The following is a 17975-nucleotide window of genomic DNA, read 5'->3' as shown; positions in this document are numbered from 1 at the left end:
GAATTTAATTAAAAATTAATAATGTAAAAATGAACTAATGTGCAAATTCGTTAAAGGTTAAAAAATATAAAATAATATATAAGATTTTTATATATTATTTTATATCTGATAAAGCTTTTTCAAGTTCTGCAATTTTTCTCTCTAGCTTTTCGAGCTTGTCTTCGCAGTTTGCATCAACAGCCCTTGTGTTTTCCTTGTTTTTACGACGCTCTTCTACTATATAAGCAGGAATTCCTACTGCGGTTAAATTTGCTCCTACATCTTTAACAACAACGGCATTGGAGCCTATTTTGGCATTTTCTCCTATAGTGATATTACCGAGTACTTTTGCACCCGAGCCTATAATCACTCCTTTTTTGATGGTAGGATGGCGTTTAATACCCTTTTCAAGACTGGTTCCGCCTAGGGTTACGCCTTGATAGATTAAAACATCATCTTCTATGACCGCGGTTTGTCCTATCACCACTCCATTAGCATGATCTATAAAAATGCGTCTGCCTAAAGTTGCACCCGGATGTAGATCTACGCCTGTTAAAAATTGTGAAATTCCGCTGATTATCCTAGCGGTGCGCTTGAAATTTTTTGTATAAAAAAAATGCGCAAAGCGGTAATTTACTACCGCCCATACACCCGGGTAATTAAAAAAAAGTTCTACACAAGAATTATACGCTGGATCTTGTACTTTTGGTTGGGAAAAATCTTCTTTTATAATGCCGAAAAATCCCATTTATACTCCTATGCTTTTTAAATAGCCATTATCATTTAAGAAAAGATAAAGTTCGCCTAAAATGTGTTTTTTCTGCTTTTCATTGACAAGCTTAGAATTGCTAATGCGTTCATTAAGTATATCCATAATCGTATGTATATCATAGTCTAGATCTTCTAAAGCATCAAGTATGGATTGAGCTTCTATAATCCCTTCGATTTCATAGCCTTTTTCATTGACACTTATCGTTGCTTCGGTAGGATGGGTAAAAAGATTGTGCTTCATTCCAAGCACTTCTTGATAAGCTCCTACAAGGAAAAAACCTAGAAAATAATTTTCTTTTTCTACATCTACATCATGCAAAAATAAAGGATTGTTTTTAGAATACGAAATTTCGCCATCGCTATCGCAGGTTATATCCCATATGCTTGCGCTTCTTGTTGGTTCTTCGTCAAGTCTATCAAGTGGCATGATAGGGAAATTTTGCTCCAAGCCCCAAAAATCAGGTATGCTTTGAAAGAGTGAAAAATTTACCAAATACCTTTCTTGCACTTCATCTTGTATAGCAAGTAAATCCGCAGGATTTTGCTTATCACCTAAAAGCAAAATGGCTTTTTTTGTGATTAAATGTGTTAAAATTTCAGCATTAGAACGATCTTGCAAATCCACATAACCTAAGTCAAAAAGTGTTAAGATGCTTTCTAAATGATCGATACTATCGTGCAAATATTCTAAAGCATTGGAAGGCTTTATGCTTTTGTAAAGATCGTAAAGTTCATCGATAAGTTTTGGATTTTGCTTTTTTAGTATAAGCTTGCTTTCTGTGTATTCTTGAGAGAAAAGCTCTAAAACAGGAGCGACTAAAACGGCGTGATTGGCCGCGACAAAACGCCCGCTCTCTATAAAAATATCAGGCTCAAGATCTTTTTTTTGCTCGGCTATATTTTTCAATATAAATACCACATCGTTAGCGTATTCTCTTAAGGTATAATTTCTACTTTTTTCATTTTTAAATTGCGAGTATTCCACTGCTAAACCGCCACCTAGATTGATAGCTTTTAAATTTTTAGCCCCCATTTTTCTAAGCTCGGTATAGATGTTACCTGCTTCATTTAAGGCTTTTTTAAGAGGATGAATTTCAGTGATTTGCGAACCAAGATGAAAATGTATCATGGTAAATTGCTCTAAAAGCTTGTTTTCTTTGAGTAAATTTACAGCTTCTATAAGTTCAGTAGAGGTAAGTCCAAATTTAGAATTAATCCCCCCGCTTTTTGCCCAAATTCCTACACCTGCAGAGTGCAAACGCACACGCAAGCCTATATTGGGTTTAGGCTTAAAGCGCTCCTTAGCTATATCAACAATGGCTTCAAGCTCGTTTAGTCCTTCTATGGTTAAGGTGATATTGTGTCCCATTTCAGCTGCGATAAAGCCTATATTGATAAGCTCTCTATCTTTAAATCCATTTACGGTAATAGGCGCATCTTCGTTATTGTAAGCCATGGCAAGTAAAAGCTCAGCCTTAGAACCTGCTTCAAGACCGTAATTATAATCCTTACCTAAACGAACGAGATTTTTTACAAAACCAGGATATTGATTGACTTTTAAAGGATAAACGGCATTGAATTTTCCTTTATAATTAAATTCCTTTCTTGCTTTATTAAAACTTCCATAAATACTTTCAATTTGCTTTTGAATCAAATGAGGAAATCTTAAGAGCAAAGGGCCTTTATATCCATCATCTCTTAGCTCTTTTACTATATCGATAATGGCAGGTTTTTTTTCGTGATTGATACAAACTTTACCATTTTTGATGATAAAATTATCATTTCCCCAGATATCAATTCCATAATTCATCATAAAGCATTCTCCAAATCTGAAATTTGAATCACTTTTTCATCTTTGTTTTCTAAATTTTTATAAAACAAACTTTCGCTTTTTGCTTCATTTTCCCCCATGCAAAGAAAATGTTTTGAATTTATCTTATCTCCATTTTCTAAGTGCTTGGCAAGTTTTCTAGCTTCATAGCTTAAGATTACTTTGTGTTTTTTTCTAAGCTTGGTAGCAATTTGCAAAAGTTTTGGGATATAAATTTCATCCATAGCACAAAGATAAATTCCCTCTCTTTTTTCTAACTCTTCTTTTTGTTCTAAAATGGCTATAATTCTTTCTATACCCATGGCAAAACCTATACCATAGCCACTTTTTCCACCTAAATACTCTATAAGTCTATCGTAGCGTCCTCCACCTGCAATGGCGGCTTTTGCTCCTATTTCATCGCTTATAAATTCAAAAGCCGTTTTAGAATAATAATCCAAGCCCCTCACAAGTTTTGAATCTAACTCAAATTTAACTCCATTATCCTTTAAAATTTGTTGTAGTGTTTCAAAGTCTTTTTGGCAAGAGGTACATAAATTATTGATTAAAAGTGGAGCATTTTCAAGCAAATTTTGACAATATTCATTTTTACAATCCAAAACGCGAATAGGATTTAAATTTTTTCTACGCAAACAATCTTCGCAAAAACCTTCTTTAGAATCTAAGAATTCAACGAGCTCATCGCGGTATTTTGGCAAGCATTGTGAGCAGCCTAAAGAATTAAGTTGAAGTTTGAAATCAATACTAAGGCGTGAGAAAATTTCTACTAGCATTAAAATAATACTCGCATCTTCATAAACGCTAGGTATACCAAAGCTTTCAACTCCAAATTGATGAAATTCTCTTAAGCGACCCTTTTGAGGTCTTTCATAACGAAACATAGAGCCATGATAAAACCAACGCTTTACGCTGATGTTTTTATCTAATTTTTTTTCTATATAGGCACGCACGACTCCTGCTGTGCCTTCAGGGCGCATACAGACTTCATTGCCCCCTTTGTCTGTAAATTCATACATTTCTTTACCAACGATGTCAGAACTTTCTCCTACACTTCTTTTAAAAAGTATGCTTTGCTCTAAATGTGGAGTATTGATGAAATTAAACCCGTAGTTTTTTGCAACTTCTTCGCAAGTTTTGATAATTTTTTCATAATATAGCGCATCTTTATCGCTTAAATCTTTCATACCTTTTAGAGCATTAATCATTGTAAAAAATCCTTTATTTTTTGGTGTAAATTTTCTTTTGTATCATTTGCATTTAGGGTTAAAACTTGAAGATTTATTTTTTCTTTTAAAAAATAAAGAGTATTTTCAAGTTTATCTTGGACACTTAAGAAATAATCAATTCCGCGTTTTTCTATAGCATCTTGCTCTTTTTGGCTAAGACGTTCTTTGATTAAATTTTCATCGCCTTTTAAAAAAATAACTTTTTGCGGGAAGAAATTTTCTAAAGCAAAGGCATTAAGTCTAAAAAGCTCTTCGTTTTCAAAATCTTTTGCATAAGCCATGCCTGAAATAAAACTTCTATCGCTAATAATGAGTTTATCTTGATTTGCTTTTAAAATTTCCTCACAGTGCTGCGCACGATCAGCTAAAAAAAGCAAAAGCTCGGTTTTTTTGTCAAGTTGATAGGGTTTATAAAGTAAAAGCTCTCTTAGGTGATTGCCTAGTTTGGTTCCCCCAGGCTCTGCAGTAAAAACGGCTTCTTTAAAACATTCTTTTAAAAGTGAAATTTGCGTACTTTTACCAACACAATCCACCCCTTCAAAAACTACATACAAGGCAAATCCTTTAAAAAGGGTAAAATTTCTTTAGGGACTAAAGTGCTGATATCTCCTCCATGGGAAGCAATAGATCTAACTATAGAACTTGAGATAAACGCATTTTTTAAATTTGGCATTAGGTAAATGGTTTCAATCTCTTCCCAAAGGGCGTGATTAGCATAGCCAATTTGTAGTTCGTATTCAAAATCACTTACTGCTCTAAGTCCTCTTACTATGGTATTTACTTTGAGCTCTTTGGCTAAATTTACAAGGAGATTATCAAAAGTGATAATTTCTACATTGTTTAAATGTGAAGTAGCAAGCTTTGCAAGCTCCTTTCTTTGTTCTAAGCTAAAACAAGGCTTTTTATGCTCGCTATTTGCTATAGCTACAATCACTTTATCAAAGATTTTAAGCGCTCTTTTAATCACATCTAAATGTCCATTTGTAATAGGGTCAAAAGTCCCTGGATATAAACAAGTCATTTTTACTCCAAAAATTTTTAAAAATATAACAAATTTAAGCTAAAAATTCTGCCATCTTTCGTATAAATTATGAGAAATTCCTAAAAGATCTAGCCATTTTCCTATAATAAAATTTTCCATTTGTTCTAAATTACTAGCATGAGAATAGCTCGCTATAATAGGAGGTGCGATGATAACACCTAGTTGACTAAGCTTGTGCATATGTTCTAAAATTAAAGTTGAAAAGGGCATTTCTCTTACTCCTAAAATCAAACTTTTTCTTTCTTTTAGAGCCACGGCAGCAGCTCGCATCAAAAGTGTGTCGGCTAATCCTGCGTGAATTTTAGCAAGGCTCGAGATAGAGCAGGGTGCAATGATGGTTTTTTCTATACTAAAAGATCCGCTTGCAACACTTGCGCTTAGGTTATTATCATTTAAAAAACAGATATTTTGAAATTGTTCTTGACAAATTTTTTCCAAGTTTTTCTTATTTTCAGCTTCAAAACTTATCTTTGCACCTTCAGTAATAATACAATAAAGCTCGCATTTATTTTCCAAATTTTTTAAAAGTTTAAGTCCTAAATGCGTACTACTAGATCCTGAAATTCCTAATAAAATTTTCATTGTATAATCATCCTATTTTTTCCTGTAACTATACCTTGCATGACTTTACCCTCTTTGTTTTTTGCTCGAATTCTTTCTCCCATATCGGCACTGTGTAAGGCTGTGAGTTCTATTAATACATCAACATTTCCATCACTTAAAACACCTATTATAGGGTCATTGCGGCGAATAAGAGCCATGGTTTTAAACATATTTTCTTTTAAAATAGTATTTTTACTGATATTGCTTTTTGCTATGAGATTGTGAGTGTCTTCAAGAGCGAGAGCGTTAGAGGGAACTTTATCAAAGTCCATAAGTACGCTTTTATAGTCAAAAGCGCCAAGTTTATCTCCTCTTTGTATAGAGCGCTCACTTTTTAATACTTCTAAACTTGCTTGCATAAAATAACGAAAAAATACATTTTTTTGTATATTTTGTGGGGTTTTAAATTCAGCCCTTATAAATCCTTGCGCTTGGTTAAAACGAGCATTGGCTATTCTTATAAATTGATATTGTTCGAAATCTTTAGGTAAAGTAGTGATTTTTAAATCGATATTTTTAATGATTAAACTTGGAAAATTGTTTTTAAATTCTTTGGCAAGTGCAGTTTTAATCTCTTCTAAATTTGCACCATGGCTTAAACCAATAAAAACAAAAAAAATAAAAGATATAATTCTCATTGCCAGCCTAATATGGTATTAATCTTTTATATTTTACCCAATACAAATTTACAAAGCCTTTAAAGGCTTTGCTTGGATTAAAAAGTAGGTATAACAGAGCCTTTGTATTGCTCATTGATGAAATTTTTTATTTTATCACTGGTTAGAATTTCTTTAAGAATTAGACTTTTTTCGTTTTTTTCATCACCTTGTCTTACTGCCAGAACTATAGCATATAAGCTGTCTTTATCCTCTATAAAAATTCCATCTTTTAGAGGATTAAGTCCTGCGCCAAGGGCATAATTTGTCGTAATGACTGCTAAATCTACATCATTTAAAGCTCTTGGAAGTTGTGCGGCTTTTAGCTCTATAAATTTAAGATTTTTAGGATTTTTACTGATATTAATCGGGGTTTTAAGAGTGCTTGAAGTTTTAAATTCGATCAAACCAGCTTTAGCAAGCAAATCCAAAGCTCTACTTTCATTGGTAGCATCATTTGGAATAGCAATTTTAGCACCATTTGGGATATTTTTAATATCTTTAATATCATTAGAATAAATAGCCATAGGAACTAAAACAATAGAACCCAAAGAACTTAATTTTGTGCCTTTGTGAGCGTTAAAATCCTCTAAAAAGGGTTTGTGTTGATATAAATTTGCATCTAAATCTTTTTCATTAAGCGAGATATTAGGTATATTATAATCACTAAATTCTTTTACTTCAAGATTCCAACCTCTTTCTTTAAAAATAGGTTTTGCAAAATTTAAGATTTCAGCATAAGGAGTAGGCGTTGCTCCTATAATGATACTCTTTTCGGCTCCAAAGAGAAAACTTGTTATGCAAAAAACACTCAGTAATATTTTTTTAAATTTCATAAAAACTCCTTAAAATGCAGGGATTAGTACATCTTTATAGTGCTCATCAATAATATTTCTAAATTTATCACTTCTTAAAATTTCATCTATGATTTTAGTTTTTTCATTGTCTTTATCTTCAAAACGAACCACAACATAATTTACATAAGGGCTATTTTTATCTTCTCTAAAGATGGTATCTTTAATCGGATTCAGTCCAGCTCCAAGCGCAAAATTAGAATTAATCACAGCAATATCCACATCATCTAAAGCTCTTGGGAGTTGTGCTGCTTTTAGTTCTATAAATTTAAGATTTTTAGGATTTTTCTTTATATCTAATGGGGTTTTAAGAGTATTTTGATTTAACTCAATCAAGCCAGCTTTTTCTAAAAGCTCCAAAGCTCTACTCTCATTTGTAGCGTCATTAGGTATAGCAACCCTAGCACCTTTTTTAAGATTCTTTAAATCTTTAATTGTTTTGCTATAAATTCCTACTGGTGCGATGACAACAGGCGTTGTTGGGGTTAAATTTGTGCCTTTTTGAGCATTGTATTCTTCTAAAAAGGGTTTGTGCTGATATAAATTTGCGTCAAGTTCTTTTTCTTCTAAGGCTCTATTAGGCAGTATATAATCAGAAAATTCTATTATTTTTAATTCATAACCCTTATCTTTAAAATCATCTTTAACTTTTTCTAGTAAGCTTGCAAAGGGATTTGGTGTAGCTCCTATGGTTATGGTTTTGGCAAATATAGGACTTAAATTCAGTAAGCAAAATAATAAAATAATTTTAAATAATTTCATAAAAAACTCCTTTGGTGATTAAAAAAAGAAGAGTCCCTAAAAAAGGGACAAGGATTAAAATGCAGGTAGAATTGAGCCTTTGTATTTTTCGATGATAAATTGTTTAACTTTCTCACTTTGTAGAGCTTTTGCTAAAGCTTGGATTTTAGGATCATTTTCATTTCCTGTTTTTACTACAAGGATGTTTGCATAAGGGCTTTCTTTATCTTCTATAAATACGCCATCTTGAGCTGGATTTAAATTCGCAGAAAGTGCATAGTTAGAATTAATTACAGCAAAATCCACATCATTTAAAGCTCTTGGAAGTTGAGCAGCTTTAAGCTCTACAAATTTTATTTTCTTTGGATTTGTTGTGATGTCAAGTGGAGTTTTAAGAGCTTTTTCTTTAAATTCCACCAAACCTTTTTTTGCGATAATATCTAAAGCTCTACTCTCATTGGTTGGGTCATTTGGTATAGCTATAGTAGCACCTTCTTTGATATCATCTAAACTTTTATATTTTTTAGAATAAACAGCCATAGGTTCGATATGCACATTAGCTACTTTGGTGAGTTTGGTACCTTTATTTTTATTGAATTCTTCTAAATAAGGTGTGTGCTGAAAGAAATTTGCATCCACTTCTCCGCTGTCTACGGCTAGATTAGGTAAAACATAATCTGTAAATTCTTTGATTTCGAGTTTATAACCTTGTTTTTCTAGTTCAGGTTTTACCTGCTCTAATATTTCAACATGAGGAACTGGAGTTGCTGCGATACTGATAGTTTCTGCGGCTGTTAAATTTACAGCCAAACCTAAAAAACTTGCTACGATTAAATTTTTGATATTCATTTTAATTTCCTTATATAGTCATTTTTGTGCTTGCTTTAATCTTAATCACTCTGACTATCAGGAAGAAGCATTATGAGAAATCTTGATAGTCAGACTAGCGCATCTGAGGCATCATCTGTTAATCCTTTTAAAAATTTTTTGGCTTATTCTACTTAAAAAAACTTATATTTAAATTAAAACCGGATTTAATTTTTTATTTTTTAAGGAATTTATAAATAAAACACAGAGCAAGAACGATTAAAATAATTGCTTGCCAAACAAAACTTTCATCGTTGTTTATATTGATGATTATGCTAATTACAAATAAGGCTATTAAAGTAGCAAGAATGTATAAAGTTTTGCTATTTTTAGCCCAAGTGTAAAATAAATTGCCTAAAATTTGAACCAATTGCACCAATACAAGTAAGATAACTACCGTTTGAATCATGATTTCTTTATTAAAGCGTTCATAACCATAGCGAATCGCCACATCTCCAAGTCCGCCACCACCGACAGTTCCTGCAAGGGCCGAAAAACCTATGGTAAAAATCAAAGTCAAAGTTATACCGCTAATAATATTTGGCAAGGATTCGTTAAAAATCACTTTAAAGATGATTTGAGTATTGCTTGCACCGTAGCTTTTTGCAGCTTCTATAATGCCATGATCTACTTCCTTAAAAGCACTTTCTAACATCTTTGCCAAATAAGGTGCTATACCTATAGCTAAAGGAACTATGGCTGCATTTGTGCCAATACTAGTGCCCACTATAATTTTAGAAAGAGGTAAAAGCACAACAATCAATATAAGAAAAGGAAAAGCTCTTAAAAGATTGGTGATAAAATCTAAAACCGCATAAGCGATTTTATTATGCTTGATACCATTTTTATCCCAAATAGCAAGTAAAATTCCAGGAATTATAGCTAAAATAAAACCAAAAAATACAGCCATTAAACTCATATAAATAGTTTCATTTAAAGCAGGTTTTAAAATATTTTCATAGTTTTGTGCAAAGGTGCTGATGGAATTTAGAGATACCTCTTTGATACCTTGCCAAGAAAATTCAGTAAAAAATTGCGAAATTCTTCCCAAAAATGCATCAAATATAGACACTTCATTCATGATACTACCTCCCATAAAACCCCACTTTGTTCTATATAATTAAGAACTTTACTTTTATCCTTTTCATCGATATTAATCACTAGATTTCCCAAAGCATTTCCATTAAGCTTTTCAATTTTACCCCAAACAATATTAAAATCGATATTAAGAGTTCTTGCCATATGCGTAATAATACTATTTTGCGCTACTTCTTTTGGGAAGTAAAGCTTGATATTTAAACCTGTTGAAGGCAAGAAATCACTTTCGCCCAAAAATTCTTTCATTTTTTCATTAGGTTTTAAAAAGAGCTCATCAATTGCGCCACTTCCTATAATCTGACCATGTTCTAAAAGTAAAGCTTTTTGAGCAACATCTTTTACAACATCCATTTCGTGTGTGACTAAAACCACGGTTATTCCAAATTCAGCATTGATTTTAGCAATGAGTTCTAAAATATTTTTTGTTGTATTAGGATCAAGAGCTGAAGTGGCTTCATCACTAAGTAAAATTTTAGGATTTAAAGTCAAGGCTCTAGCAATGGCCACGCGTTGTTTTTGCCCCCCACTAAGTTCTCTGGGGTAGGCTTTGTTTTTATGATCAAGCCCTACAACATCAAGCAAAGAATTGACTTTTTGATTTAAATCTTTTTCGCTCATATATTCTTTGCCAAAAAGCTTAGAATAAATTTTGCATTGGCTATAATGCATTCTTAAAGGCATTGCAACATTTTCGAATACATTTTTTCTTTCCATTAAGGCAAAATTTTGAAAAATCATACCTATATCTTTTCTTAACATTCTAAGCTTTTTAGGATTATTTTGACTTAGATCTTTTATTTCAGCATCAAGCACTTTTAAACTTCCTTCTTGATAGCTTTCAAGTCCATTGATACATCTTAAAAGAGTAGATTTTCCAGCACCGCTGTGTCCTACGATAGCATAGATTTCACCTTTTTTTATCTCCAAGGAAACATCATTAATAACCAGTTCTTTTCCGTAATATTTTTTTAAATTTTGTATTTTTATCAAAGTTTTTAACCTTTTAAATTTGCTAGTTCAGCTGATATTTTTTCAAGCTGAGTTTTTAAATTTGCCAAAGCTTCTTTATTCTGTTCTACGACTTCTTTAGGCGCATTGGCAATAAATTTTTCATTTGACAACATAGCATTTAGTTTGGTACTTTCTTTTTCTAGCTTTGTTTTTTGATTTTCAAGCCTTGTTAAAATACCGCTTAAATCTACATTATTAAGCGTGATGAAAATTTCTAAATTTTCACTTACATCGCAAATGGCTTTTTGTAGTTTGTTTTCTGTAAATTCTATATTTTCGCATTTGGCAAGCATGGTGATGAACTTCATATAGGATTTGATTTCATCTTGCATTTTTTTATCATTTAATTTAATATAGGCTTTTTCTATTTTTGAATTTCCTAAATCCACAAGGCTTTTAGCGCGGCGTATGCTAACAATGCTTTCTATGATCAAAGAGAAAATTTCTTCTATATTGGAATTTTTTGCATGAAATTGTGGGTATTTGCTTATCATTATGGAGGCACTTGTTTTAAGTTCACTTTTACTAAGCTTGTGATACAGATACTCACTGATAAATGGCATAAAAGGATTTAAGAGTTTTAAAGCCTCTTTGAAAATGCTTCCTAGTTCTTTTACTGATTCTTTTTGAGCTTTGCTAAGTTCTATCCCCCAATCGCAAAAATCATCCCAGAAGAATTTATAAAGTGTGTTTGCAGCATCATTAAAGCGATAATTGTCTAAATTTTCTCTCACATTTTTTACACAATCTTGAAATCTAGAATAAACAAATTGAGCTAATGCGCTTTTAAGTTCTATCTTTTCTAAGTCTTCAAATTGCTCTTCATTTAAAAGTAGATAATTTGTCGCATTATAGATTTTATTTGTGAAATTTCTAACTTGTAAAAGTTTGTCATTGCTAAGCTTGATATCGCGTCCTTGTATAGCAAGCAAGGCTAAGGTGAAACGCAAGATATCGGCGCTATATTCTTTAATGCTTTCATTTGGATCAATAACATTTCCAAGACTCTTACTCATTTTTCTACCTTGCTCATCTTTAACAAGAGCGTGTAAATAAATATCTTTAAAAGGTAAAGCCCCTAAAGCATTTGTACTTTGAAACATCATTCTAGCTACCCAGAAAAACAAAATATCAAAACCGGTTATCAATAAAGAATTAGGATAAAATTCTTTTAAATCTTCTTCAAACCAGATTTTATCTTTTCCCCAAGTATCATTTCCCCATCCAAGTGTACTTATTGCCCAAAGTCCCGAAGAAAACCAAGTATCGAGTACATCTTCATCTTGTTTGAAATTTTGCCCTCCGCATTTTGGACAAGCTTTTGGTGTATCTTGACTTGCCCATTCATGCGAGCATTCACAATAATACACAGGAATTTGATGTCCCCACCAAAGTTGTCTTGAAATACACCAAGCCCTTAAATCTTTCATCCAAGCATTAAAGCTATTAACCCAATGGCTTGGATAAAATTTACTCTCGCCAAGAGCTACTTTTTCTATACTTTCTTTGGCGATTTCTTGCTTTACAAACCATTGTTTTGAAATATAAGGTTCGACTATATTGTTGCAACGATAGCAATATCCTACTTGATTGTTATGTTCTTCTATTTTATCTATAAAGCCAAGACTATCCAGTTTAGCTACAATTTTATCTCTAGCTTCTAATCGTTCTAAGCCTTTAAATTCCAAACAATGCTCGTTTAAAATTCCTTTTTCATCAAAAACACTTATAAATTCTAAATTATGTCTAAGTCCTACTTCATAGTCATTCATATCATGAGCAGGGGTAACCTTTACAACCCCTGTTCCAAATTCTTTTTCTACATGTTCATCAGCTATGATTTTAATGGCTTTATTGCTCAAAGGCAAGATCAGTTCTTTTCCTATAAATTGTTTATAACGCTCATCATCAGGATGAACCATGACTGCAGTATCACCAAAAAAAGTCTCAGGACGCGTTGTTGCTACGACTAGGTATTCATCACTATCTTTTAAATAATATTTTATATGATAAAGTTTGCCTTTGTTTTCTTTGTATTCTACTTCTATATCACTTAAAGCTCCATCGTGAGTGCACCAATTGATCATATAGTTTCCACGCACGATAAGTTTTTTATCGTAAAGTTCCACAAAAGCTTTTTTTACAGCATTTGCTAAGCCTTCATCCATAGTAAAACGCAAGCGGCTCCAAGCAGGAGTAATTCCTAGAGTTCTCATTTGATCTAGGATTTTTCCACCGCTTTGTTCTTTCCATTCCCAAATTTTTTCTATAAATTTTTCACGACCCAATTCTTCTTTTTTAATGCCTTGAGCAAGAAGTTGTTTTTCTACAACATTTTGAGTGGCAATTCCTGCATGGTCAAGTCCTGGTTGATAAAGAACTTTATAGCCATCCATTCTCTTATATCGTGTCATAATATCTTGCAAAGTAAAGGTTAAAGCATGGCCTATGTGTAAAACGCCTGTTACATTAGGCGGTGGCATCATGATACAAAAATTTTTATTTTTTTCTTGTATGGCTTTATTTCCATCGATTTCAAAATACCCACGCTCTTCGCAAATTTGATAATATGTTTTTTCTATGCTTTTATCATACATTATTTTTTACCTTTTTTACGCGGCTTATTTTACGGAAGTAATTTCTATGATTTCACAAAATGGAAAAAAGTATTGAGCCTTGTTAAGTCCAGTTTTTAAGCTATTTATATGCTTAGAAAATTCACTTCCTTTTCCTTCTTTTTTAGTTTGAAGCTTAAATCTTTCTATAATTTCTTCGCGTGCTACATATTGATTAAGCACTTCAGGGGTTTTAATATAAGGTGAAATTTTATCCATACTTATATATTTATAAGATTTTTTCATATCAGAGAAAATAATATCTTTATTGTAAATAGTTAAACTCATTTCTCCCTTAGGCAGCATTTTAACAAAAACACTAAGAAAATAGTCTTTAGAATTATCTTCTATAATCGCTAACATATCTTTTAAAAGCTTGATTCTATAATCGCTTAAGAATTTACCATCAAGCACATAAACTTTCATATTTTCTGTACTTAGTTGAGGTTCAAGGCGACTATTTTTTCCCAAGCTTAAATATTCTTGCGCTGGGCTTAGTTTTTTAGCTTGATAATTTGTTTTATTGTTATTTGTATTTTGAGGCTTAAATATTTTTTCTTGTTCTAAAATTTTTTGCTGTTTACTGATTTCTTTTTCAATCGCTGCTAGTTTTTCTTCATTGTTTTGTTTTGTAATTTGAGAAGATTTTGTATCGCTTTTGTTGTCATCGTTAATGATGTTATTTGCATCCTTTTCATCTTGCTTGTCTTGTATTAAATTTATATTTTCATTATTTGTATTTGTAATATCAGAAACATAAGAGTTTTGGGTTGTTGTATGGGTGTTATTGCTGTATTGGTTTTGTTCTGTTGAAGTTTGTGTTATAGGTGTATAGCTAGGTTTAGAATACTCAAAAAGATAGTAATAAGTTCCGCTAAGTATTAAAATCACAACGACTAAAATCCCTACAATAATAGAAAAAAATTTAAAATTCATCTTTAATTCCTTAACAAATAAAATAAATTGAATATTGTACTATATATTAATATAAATAAATGTTAAATTTTTATATTTTTAAGCATTTTTTTTCTATAATTCGTGCTTTTTAAGGAAAAAAATGCCACTTTCTAGATTAAATGAAGAGCAGTATTTAGCTGCTACTGCAAATTTTGGACACAATCTGATCATAGCAAGCGCGGGGACGGGAAAAACTTCTACCATAGTTGCAAGAATTTCTTATCTTTTAAGCCAAGGTGTATCGCCGCAAAAAATCATGCTTTTGACTTTTACTAATAAAGCCAGTAAAGAAATGATAAGCCGTTTGGGGAAATATTTTGACAAAAATATTACAGGAAAAATTTTAGCAGGAACTTTTCATAGCACAGCCTATACCTTGCTTAAAAGCGCAAATAAAGATGTGGTTTTAAAACAGGCCAGTGAGTTAAAAACCCTACTTAAAAGTGTTTATGAAAAAAGAACCTTTAGACATTTAAGTGATATAAAACCTTATCAGTCAAGCTATTTATATGATATATATTCTTTATTTCAAAACAAGGCTTATGATCAAGATTTTTACCATTGGTTTTGCGTAAATTATGAAGATCAAAGTATTTATGCAGAAATTTATGAAGATATATTAAAAGAATACAGTGAAGAAAAAAAGCGTTTTAATTATGTAGATTTTAACGATTTACTTTTGAATTTAAAAACTCTTTTAAATGAAAAAAAATACGAATTTGATGAAATTTTGGTAGATGAATATCAAGATACTAATGCGCTTCAGAGTTCTTTAATCGAGGCTTTTGAGAGTAAGAGCTTATTTTGTGTGGGGGATTATGATCAAAGTATTTATGCTTTTAATGGTGCAGATATTAACATAATAGGTGGATTTAAGCAGCGTTTTAAGGATGCTCAAATTTTTTCTCTAAACAAAAACTACCGTTCTTCAAGAAGTATTCTAGCTTTGGCAAATAAGGTAATTTTAAACAACGAAAGACTCTATCCAAAGGAGCTTATAGTTACAAGAAAAGATGAATTTAAAGCCCCTTCTTTACTGACTTTTGAAGAATTGTTTGATCAATATCAAAATATAGCCAAAATGATACTTACTAGCGGAGTGAGCTTGGAAGAAATTGCTGTTATTTTTCGCAATAATTCGAGTGCAGATGGTATCGAGGTGGCCTTAAGAGAGCAGGGGATCGCAAGTGTGAGAAAAGGCAGCGGGAGTTTTTTTGAAAGCTTGGAGGTTAAAGCCTTTAGTGCTATGCTTGCTCTTGTGGTAAATCCTAAGGATATCATGGCATTTATTCATTTGGTTCAGTATACCAAAGGAGTAGGCGGAGTTTTAGCAAAGGAAATTTTTGATGCTCTTTTAAAATTAGGTCATGGTAGCTTGATAAGGGGTTTTTTAGAACCTGATAAAAGTGTAAATTTGCAAAACCATCAAAAAAGAAATTACCAGCTTGGGCTTTTTGCAGACTTAGAAGAACTAGCCAGTGAAAATCGTTTTAAATTTGAGAGTGAGTTCAATGCTCATCCTATCTTAAAACTTTCAAAGATTAATGATTTATGTGCTAAAAATTTAGAAAAAATTTATTTTTTCTTAAAAAAAGCTATGGAAACAAAACATTCTTTAGCACTGGTTAATTTAATTTGTGAAAATTCTTTTTATAAGGAAATTTGCGAAGAATTAGCCATCAAAAGAGCGACAAATAAAGCAGGGCAAGTGGATCTTTTAAGAAAAAAAGAAAATTTAGAAAAGATAGAAACGAAATTTAATGTTTTAAAAGAACTCACTAAAAATTATAGCGATATTTATAAGTATTATAATTTTTTAACCCTAGGTGCAAGCGAGATGAGTAATGGCAAGGGTGTAAATTTGCTTAGCGTGCATGCAAGCAAGGGTTTGGAATTTGATTTGGTATTTGTGATCGATCTTGCACAAGGGCGTTTTCCTAATCAAAAACTTATGAGCATGGGCGGAAGCTTGGAAGAAGAAAGAAGGCTGTTTTATGTTGCGGTAACAAGGGCTAAAAATATACTTTATCTTAGCTATGCAAAATACGACAAAAATAAAAAAACTGCTTTTACACCTTCGCGTTTTCTTATAGAAGCAGGGCTTTGCAAGGGAGAGTTAACCATAGATTGATAACATTTTCTTTCAAAATAAATATCATTGAAAGAAAGGTTTAAAATATGAAAAAATATTTATTTTTTTAAGTTTAGTCGCAGCAAGTTTTTTAAATGCTGAAGTTTTAATTTATGGTCCTGGCGGTCCTGCGCCGGTTATGAAAGAACTAGCATTGAAATTTGAAGAAAAAACTAAAGAAAAAGTTGTAGTGACTGCAGGTCCTACCCCATCGTGGTTTAAAAAGGCTAGAAAAGATGCGGATTTGATTTTTTCGGGTAATACTTCTATGATGGATGGATTTATCAAAAGAATTCCTAGCTTGAATTTAGAAGATTTGGTTGTTTTAAATGCCCGTCCTTCAGGTATCATCGTGCGTCCTAATAACCCAAAAAATATCAAAAGTTTTGAGGATATTTTAAAAGATAATGTAAATGTTATGGTTGTTGATGGTGCAGGTCAAGTTGGACTTTATGAGGATATGGCTTTAAAAGATGGTAAAAGAGAAAATTTGGTCAAGTTGCGTAAAAATATTAAAGTTTATGCTAAAAATTCTAAAATAGCTATAGATGAGTGGAACAACAATCCAAACATAGACGCTTTAATTATTTGGTCGCATTGGGCTAAGGTTTTAGGAGATAAGGCTTTGTTTATCGAAGATGAAAAAGCAGCAGTTTATCGCACAGCTGAAATCATTCCTACCAAAAAAGGACTTCAAAATAAACAAGCTTTAGAATTTGTGAAATTTATTCAAAGTAAAGAAGCCCAAAAAATTTGGAAAAAACATGCTTGGAATGAAGTTGAGTGATTTTAAGCTGAGTATTTAAAGAATTAATAATAATTATTAAGATATAATAATTTTCGAAACATTAAAATTACAAAAATGTTTCAATTTATAAAAATAAAGGATGACAAAATGAGTTCAGTAAATTTTAAAGGAAACCCAGTAAAACTTAAAGGAAATTCAGTAGAAGTTGGAGCAGATGCTCCTAAAGTAGGACTTAAGGCTAAAGATTTAAGCACGATTGAAATTGGTGCTGCAGGTAAAACACAAATTGTTTTAAGTCTTCCAAGCTTAGATACTCCAGTTTGCGCAACTGAAGCAAGAGAATTTAACAAAAAAGTAGCAAGCTACAATGGAGCTGAAGTTGTAGTTGTAAGTATGGATTTACCTTTTGCTATGGGTAGATTTTGCAGTACTGAAGGTATAGAAAATCTAAGTGTTGCTAGCGATTTTGTAGCAAAAGAATTTGGAGAAAAATATGGCGTTTTAATTGGTGAAGGTCCATTAGAAGGTCTTTTAGCTCGTGCTGTATTTGTAATCAAAGATGGTAAAATCGCTTATAAAGAATTAGTAAGTGAAGTGACAGAAATGCCAGATATTGCAAAACTTGATGCATTTTTTGGTGGCTCTAGCTGCTGCGGCGGATGCGGTTGTCATTAATTTTCTACATATAAAGCCCCCAATGGGGCTACTTTCTTAGCTTTTCAAACAAAATCATTTATCAAACATTATTTTATATTTTTATTAGATTAGAGTTTTCTAGCCTGTTTTATTTTTTATAATCTTATTATTTCAAAAATGATAAAAGGACAATAAAAGTCCTATAAAAT

17 protein-coding genes are annotated in these 17975 nt (G+C 31.9%); 3 read left to right on the top strand and 14 right to left on the bottom strand.

Features of this window, described 5'->3' with window-relative positions; genetic code table 11:
- Positions 1-94: 94 nt before the first annotated feature.
- The 14 genes from cysE to FOC43_RS03795 form a co-directional block, all read right to left on the bottom strand.
- Positions 95-727, bottom strand: a complete 633-nt coding sequence (gene cysE / locus FOC43_RS03860; protein ID WP_002780061.1) for a serine O-acetyltransferase — start codon at positions 725-727, stop codon at positions 95-97.
- Positions 728-2563, bottom strand: a complete 1836-nt coding sequence (gene speA, locus FOC43_RS03855) for a biosynthetic arginine decarboxylase (protein ID WP_002776646.1) — start codon at positions 2561-2563, stop codon at positions 728-730.
- Entirely contained in the window at positions 2560-3786 is a 1227-nt protein-coding gene (gene hisS / locus FOC43_RS03850; protein WP_002790447.1) for a histidine--tRNA ligase, read from the bottom strand. The genes speA and hisS overlap by 4 nt, the downstream gene beginning before the upstream one ends.
- Positions 3783-4361, bottom strand: a complete 579-nt coding sequence (tmk, locus tag FOC43_RS03845; protein WP_002780065.1) for a dTMP kinase — start codon at positions 4359-4361, stop codon at positions 3783-3785. Before tmk ends, hisS begins: the two co-directional genes overlap by 4 nt.
- Positions 4352-4828 (bottom strand): pantetheine-phosphate adenylyltransferase, encoded by a 477-nt coding sequence (gene coaD / locus FOC43_RS03840; RefSeq protein ID WP_004284235.1) that lies wholly within the window; start codon positions 4826-4828, stop codon positions 4352-4354. The genes tmk and coaD overlap by 10 nt, the downstream gene beginning before the upstream one ends.
- Positions 4829-4867: 39 nt before the next feature.
- Entirely contained in the window at positions 4868-5431 is a 564-nt protein-coding gene (locus FOC43_RS03835) for a UbiX family flavin prenyltransferase (protein ID WP_002776650.1), read from the bottom strand.
- Positions 5428-6090, bottom strand: coding sequence for a flagellar basal body P-ring formation chaperone FlgA (gene flgA, locus FOC43_RS03830; RefSeq protein ID WP_002776652.1), 663 nt, complete (start codon positions 6088-6090; stop codon positions 5428-5430). The genes FOC43_RS03835 and flgA overlap by 4 nt, the downstream gene beginning before the upstream one ends.
- Before the next feature lie 77 nt (positions 6091-6167).
- Entirely contained in the window at positions 6168-6944 is a 777-nt protein-coding gene (locus tag FOC43_RS03825) for a MetQ/NlpA family ABC transporter substrate-binding protein (RefSeq protein ID WP_002776655.1), read from the bottom strand.
- A gap of 9 nt (positions 6945-6953) precedes the next feature.
- The gene (locus FOC43_RS03820) at positions 6954-7724 is read right to left on the bottom strand and encodes a MetQ/NlpA family ABC transporter substrate-binding protein (protein ID WP_002817100.1); all 771 of its coding nucleotides are present in this window, start codon (positions 7722-7724) and stop codon (positions 6954-6956) included.
- Between the two features lie 54 nt (positions 7725-7778).
- Complete coding sequence (locus FOC43_RS03815; protein WP_002776664.1) at positions 7779-8552, bottom strand: MetQ/NlpA family ABC transporter substrate-binding protein; 774 nt, start codon at positions 8550-8552, stop codon at positions 7779-7781.
- Positions 8553-8745: 193 nt separating this feature from the next.
- Positions 8746-9651 carry a methionine ABC transporter permease gene (locus tag FOC43_RS03810; RefSeq protein ID WP_002776665.1) on the bottom strand — a complete coding sequence of 302 codons (906 nt, stop codon included), beginning with the start codon at positions 9649-9651 and terminating at the stop codon, positions 8746-8748.
- On the bottom strand, positions 9648-10658 hold the full coding sequence (locus FOC43_RS03805) for a methionine ABC transporter ATP-binding protein (protein ID WP_002776666.1): 1011 nt from the start codon (positions 10656-10658) through the stop codon (positions 9648-9650). The genes FOC43_RS03810 and FOC43_RS03805 overlap by 4 nt, the downstream gene beginning before the upstream one ends.
- A 5-nt stretch (positions 10659-10663) precedes the next feature.
- Complete coding sequence (locus tag FOC43_RS03800) at positions 10664-13276, bottom strand: valine--tRNA ligase (protein WP_002776667.1); 2613 nt, start codon at positions 13274-13276, stop codon at positions 10664-10666.
- 24 nt (positions 13277-13300) lie between these two features.
- Complete coding sequence (locus FOC43_RS03795) at positions 13301-14230, bottom strand: hypothetical protein (protein ID WP_002776668.1); 930 nt, start codon at positions 14228-14230, stop codon at positions 13301-13303.
- A gap of 121 nt (positions 14231-14351) precedes the next feature.
- On the opposite strand from FOC43_RS03795, the gene FOC43_RS03790 reads away from it, so the two are divergent.
- The 3 genes from FOC43_RS03790 to tpx all read left to right on the top strand — a co-directional run bounded on the left by FOC43_RS03790 (position 14352) and on the right by tpx (position 17805).
- On the top strand, positions 14352-16382 hold the full coding sequence (locus FOC43_RS03790; RefSeq protein WP_002776669.1) for an ATP-dependent helicase: 2031 nt from the start codon (positions 14352-14354) through the stop codon (positions 16380-16382).
- A gap of 55 nt (positions 16383-16437) precedes the next feature.
- A complete protein-coding gene (locus FOC43_RS03785) occupies positions 16438-17169 on the top strand; it encodes a substrate-binding domain-containing protein (RefSeq protein ID WP_031263639.1) in 732 nt (243 codons plus the stop codon).
- A 108-nt stretch (positions 17170-17277) separates the two neighbouring features.
- On the top strand, positions 17278-17805 hold the full coding sequence (gene tpx / locus FOC43_RS03780; RefSeq protein ID WP_002776674.1) for a thiol peroxidase: 528 nt from the start codon (positions 17278-17280) through the stop codon (positions 17803-17805).
- Positions 17806-17975 lie beyond the last annotated feature (170 nt).

The organism is Campylobacter coli (assembly GCF_009730395.1).
Taxonomy (GTDB): domain Bacteria; phylum Campylobacterota; class Campylobacteria; order Campylobacterales; family Campylobacteraceae; genus Campylobacter_D; species Campylobacter_D coli.
Note: the sequence above shows the minus strand (reverse complement) of the source record. Positions and strands in the feature narration are given on the sequence as shown.

Excerpts from the sequence above, each read along its gene's own strand:
- cysE (WP_002780061.1), bottom strand. The coding sequence starts at position 727 with ATGGGATTTTTCGGCATTATAAAAGAAGATTTTTCCCAACCAAAAGTA.
- speA (WP_002776646.1), bottom strand. The coding sequence starts at position 2,563 with ATGATGAATTATGGAATTGATATCTGGGGAAATGATAATTTTATCATC.
- hisS (WP_002790447.1), bottom strand. The coding sequence starts at position 3,786 with ATGATTAATGCTCTAAAAGGTATGAAAGATTTAAGCGATAAAGATGCG.
- coaD (WP_004284235.1), bottom strand. The coding sequence starts at position 4,828 with ATGACTTGTTTATATCCAGGGACTTTTGACCCTATTACAAATGGACAT.
- FOC43_RS03835 (WP_002776650.1), bottom strand. The coding sequence starts at position 5,431 with ATGAAAATTTTATTAGGAATTTCAGGATCTAGTAGTACGCATTTAGGA.
- flgA (WP_002776652.1), bottom strand. The coding sequence starts at position 6,090 with ATGAGAATTATATCTTTTATTTTTTTTGTTTTTATTGGTTTAAGCCAT.
- FOC43_RS03825 (WP_002776655.1), bottom strand. The coding sequence starts at position 6,944 with ATGAAATTTAAAAAAATATTACTGAGTGTTTTTTGCATAACAAGTTTT.
- FOC43_RS03820 (WP_002817100.1), bottom strand. The coding sequence starts at position 7,724 with ATGAAATTATTTAAAATTATTTTATTATTTTGCTTACTGAATTTAAGT.
- FOC43_RS03815 (WP_002776664.1), bottom strand. The coding sequence starts at position 8,552 with ATGAATATCAAAAATTTAATCGTAGCAAGTTTTTTAGGTTTGGCTGTA.
- FOC43_RS03810 (WP_002776665.1), bottom strand. The coding sequence starts at position 9,651 with ATGAATGAAGTGTCTATATTTGATGCATTTTTGGGAAGAATTTCGCAA.
- FOC43_RS03800 (WP_002776667.1), bottom strand. The coding sequence starts at position 13,276 with ATGTATGATAAAAGCATAGAAAAAACATATTATCAAATTTGCGAAGAG.
- FOC43_RS03795 (WP_002776668.1), bottom strand. The coding sequence starts at position 14,230 with ATGAATTTTAAATTTTTTTCTATTATTGTAGGGATTTTAGTCGTTGTG.
- FOC43_RS03790 (WP_002776669.1), top strand. The coding sequence starts at position 14,352 with ATGCCACTTTCTAGATTAAATGAAGAGCAGTATTTAGCTGCTACTGCA.
- tpx (WP_002776674.1), top strand. The coding sequence starts at position 17,278 with ATGAGTTCAGTAAATTTTAAAGGAAACCCAGTAAAACTTAAAGGAAAT.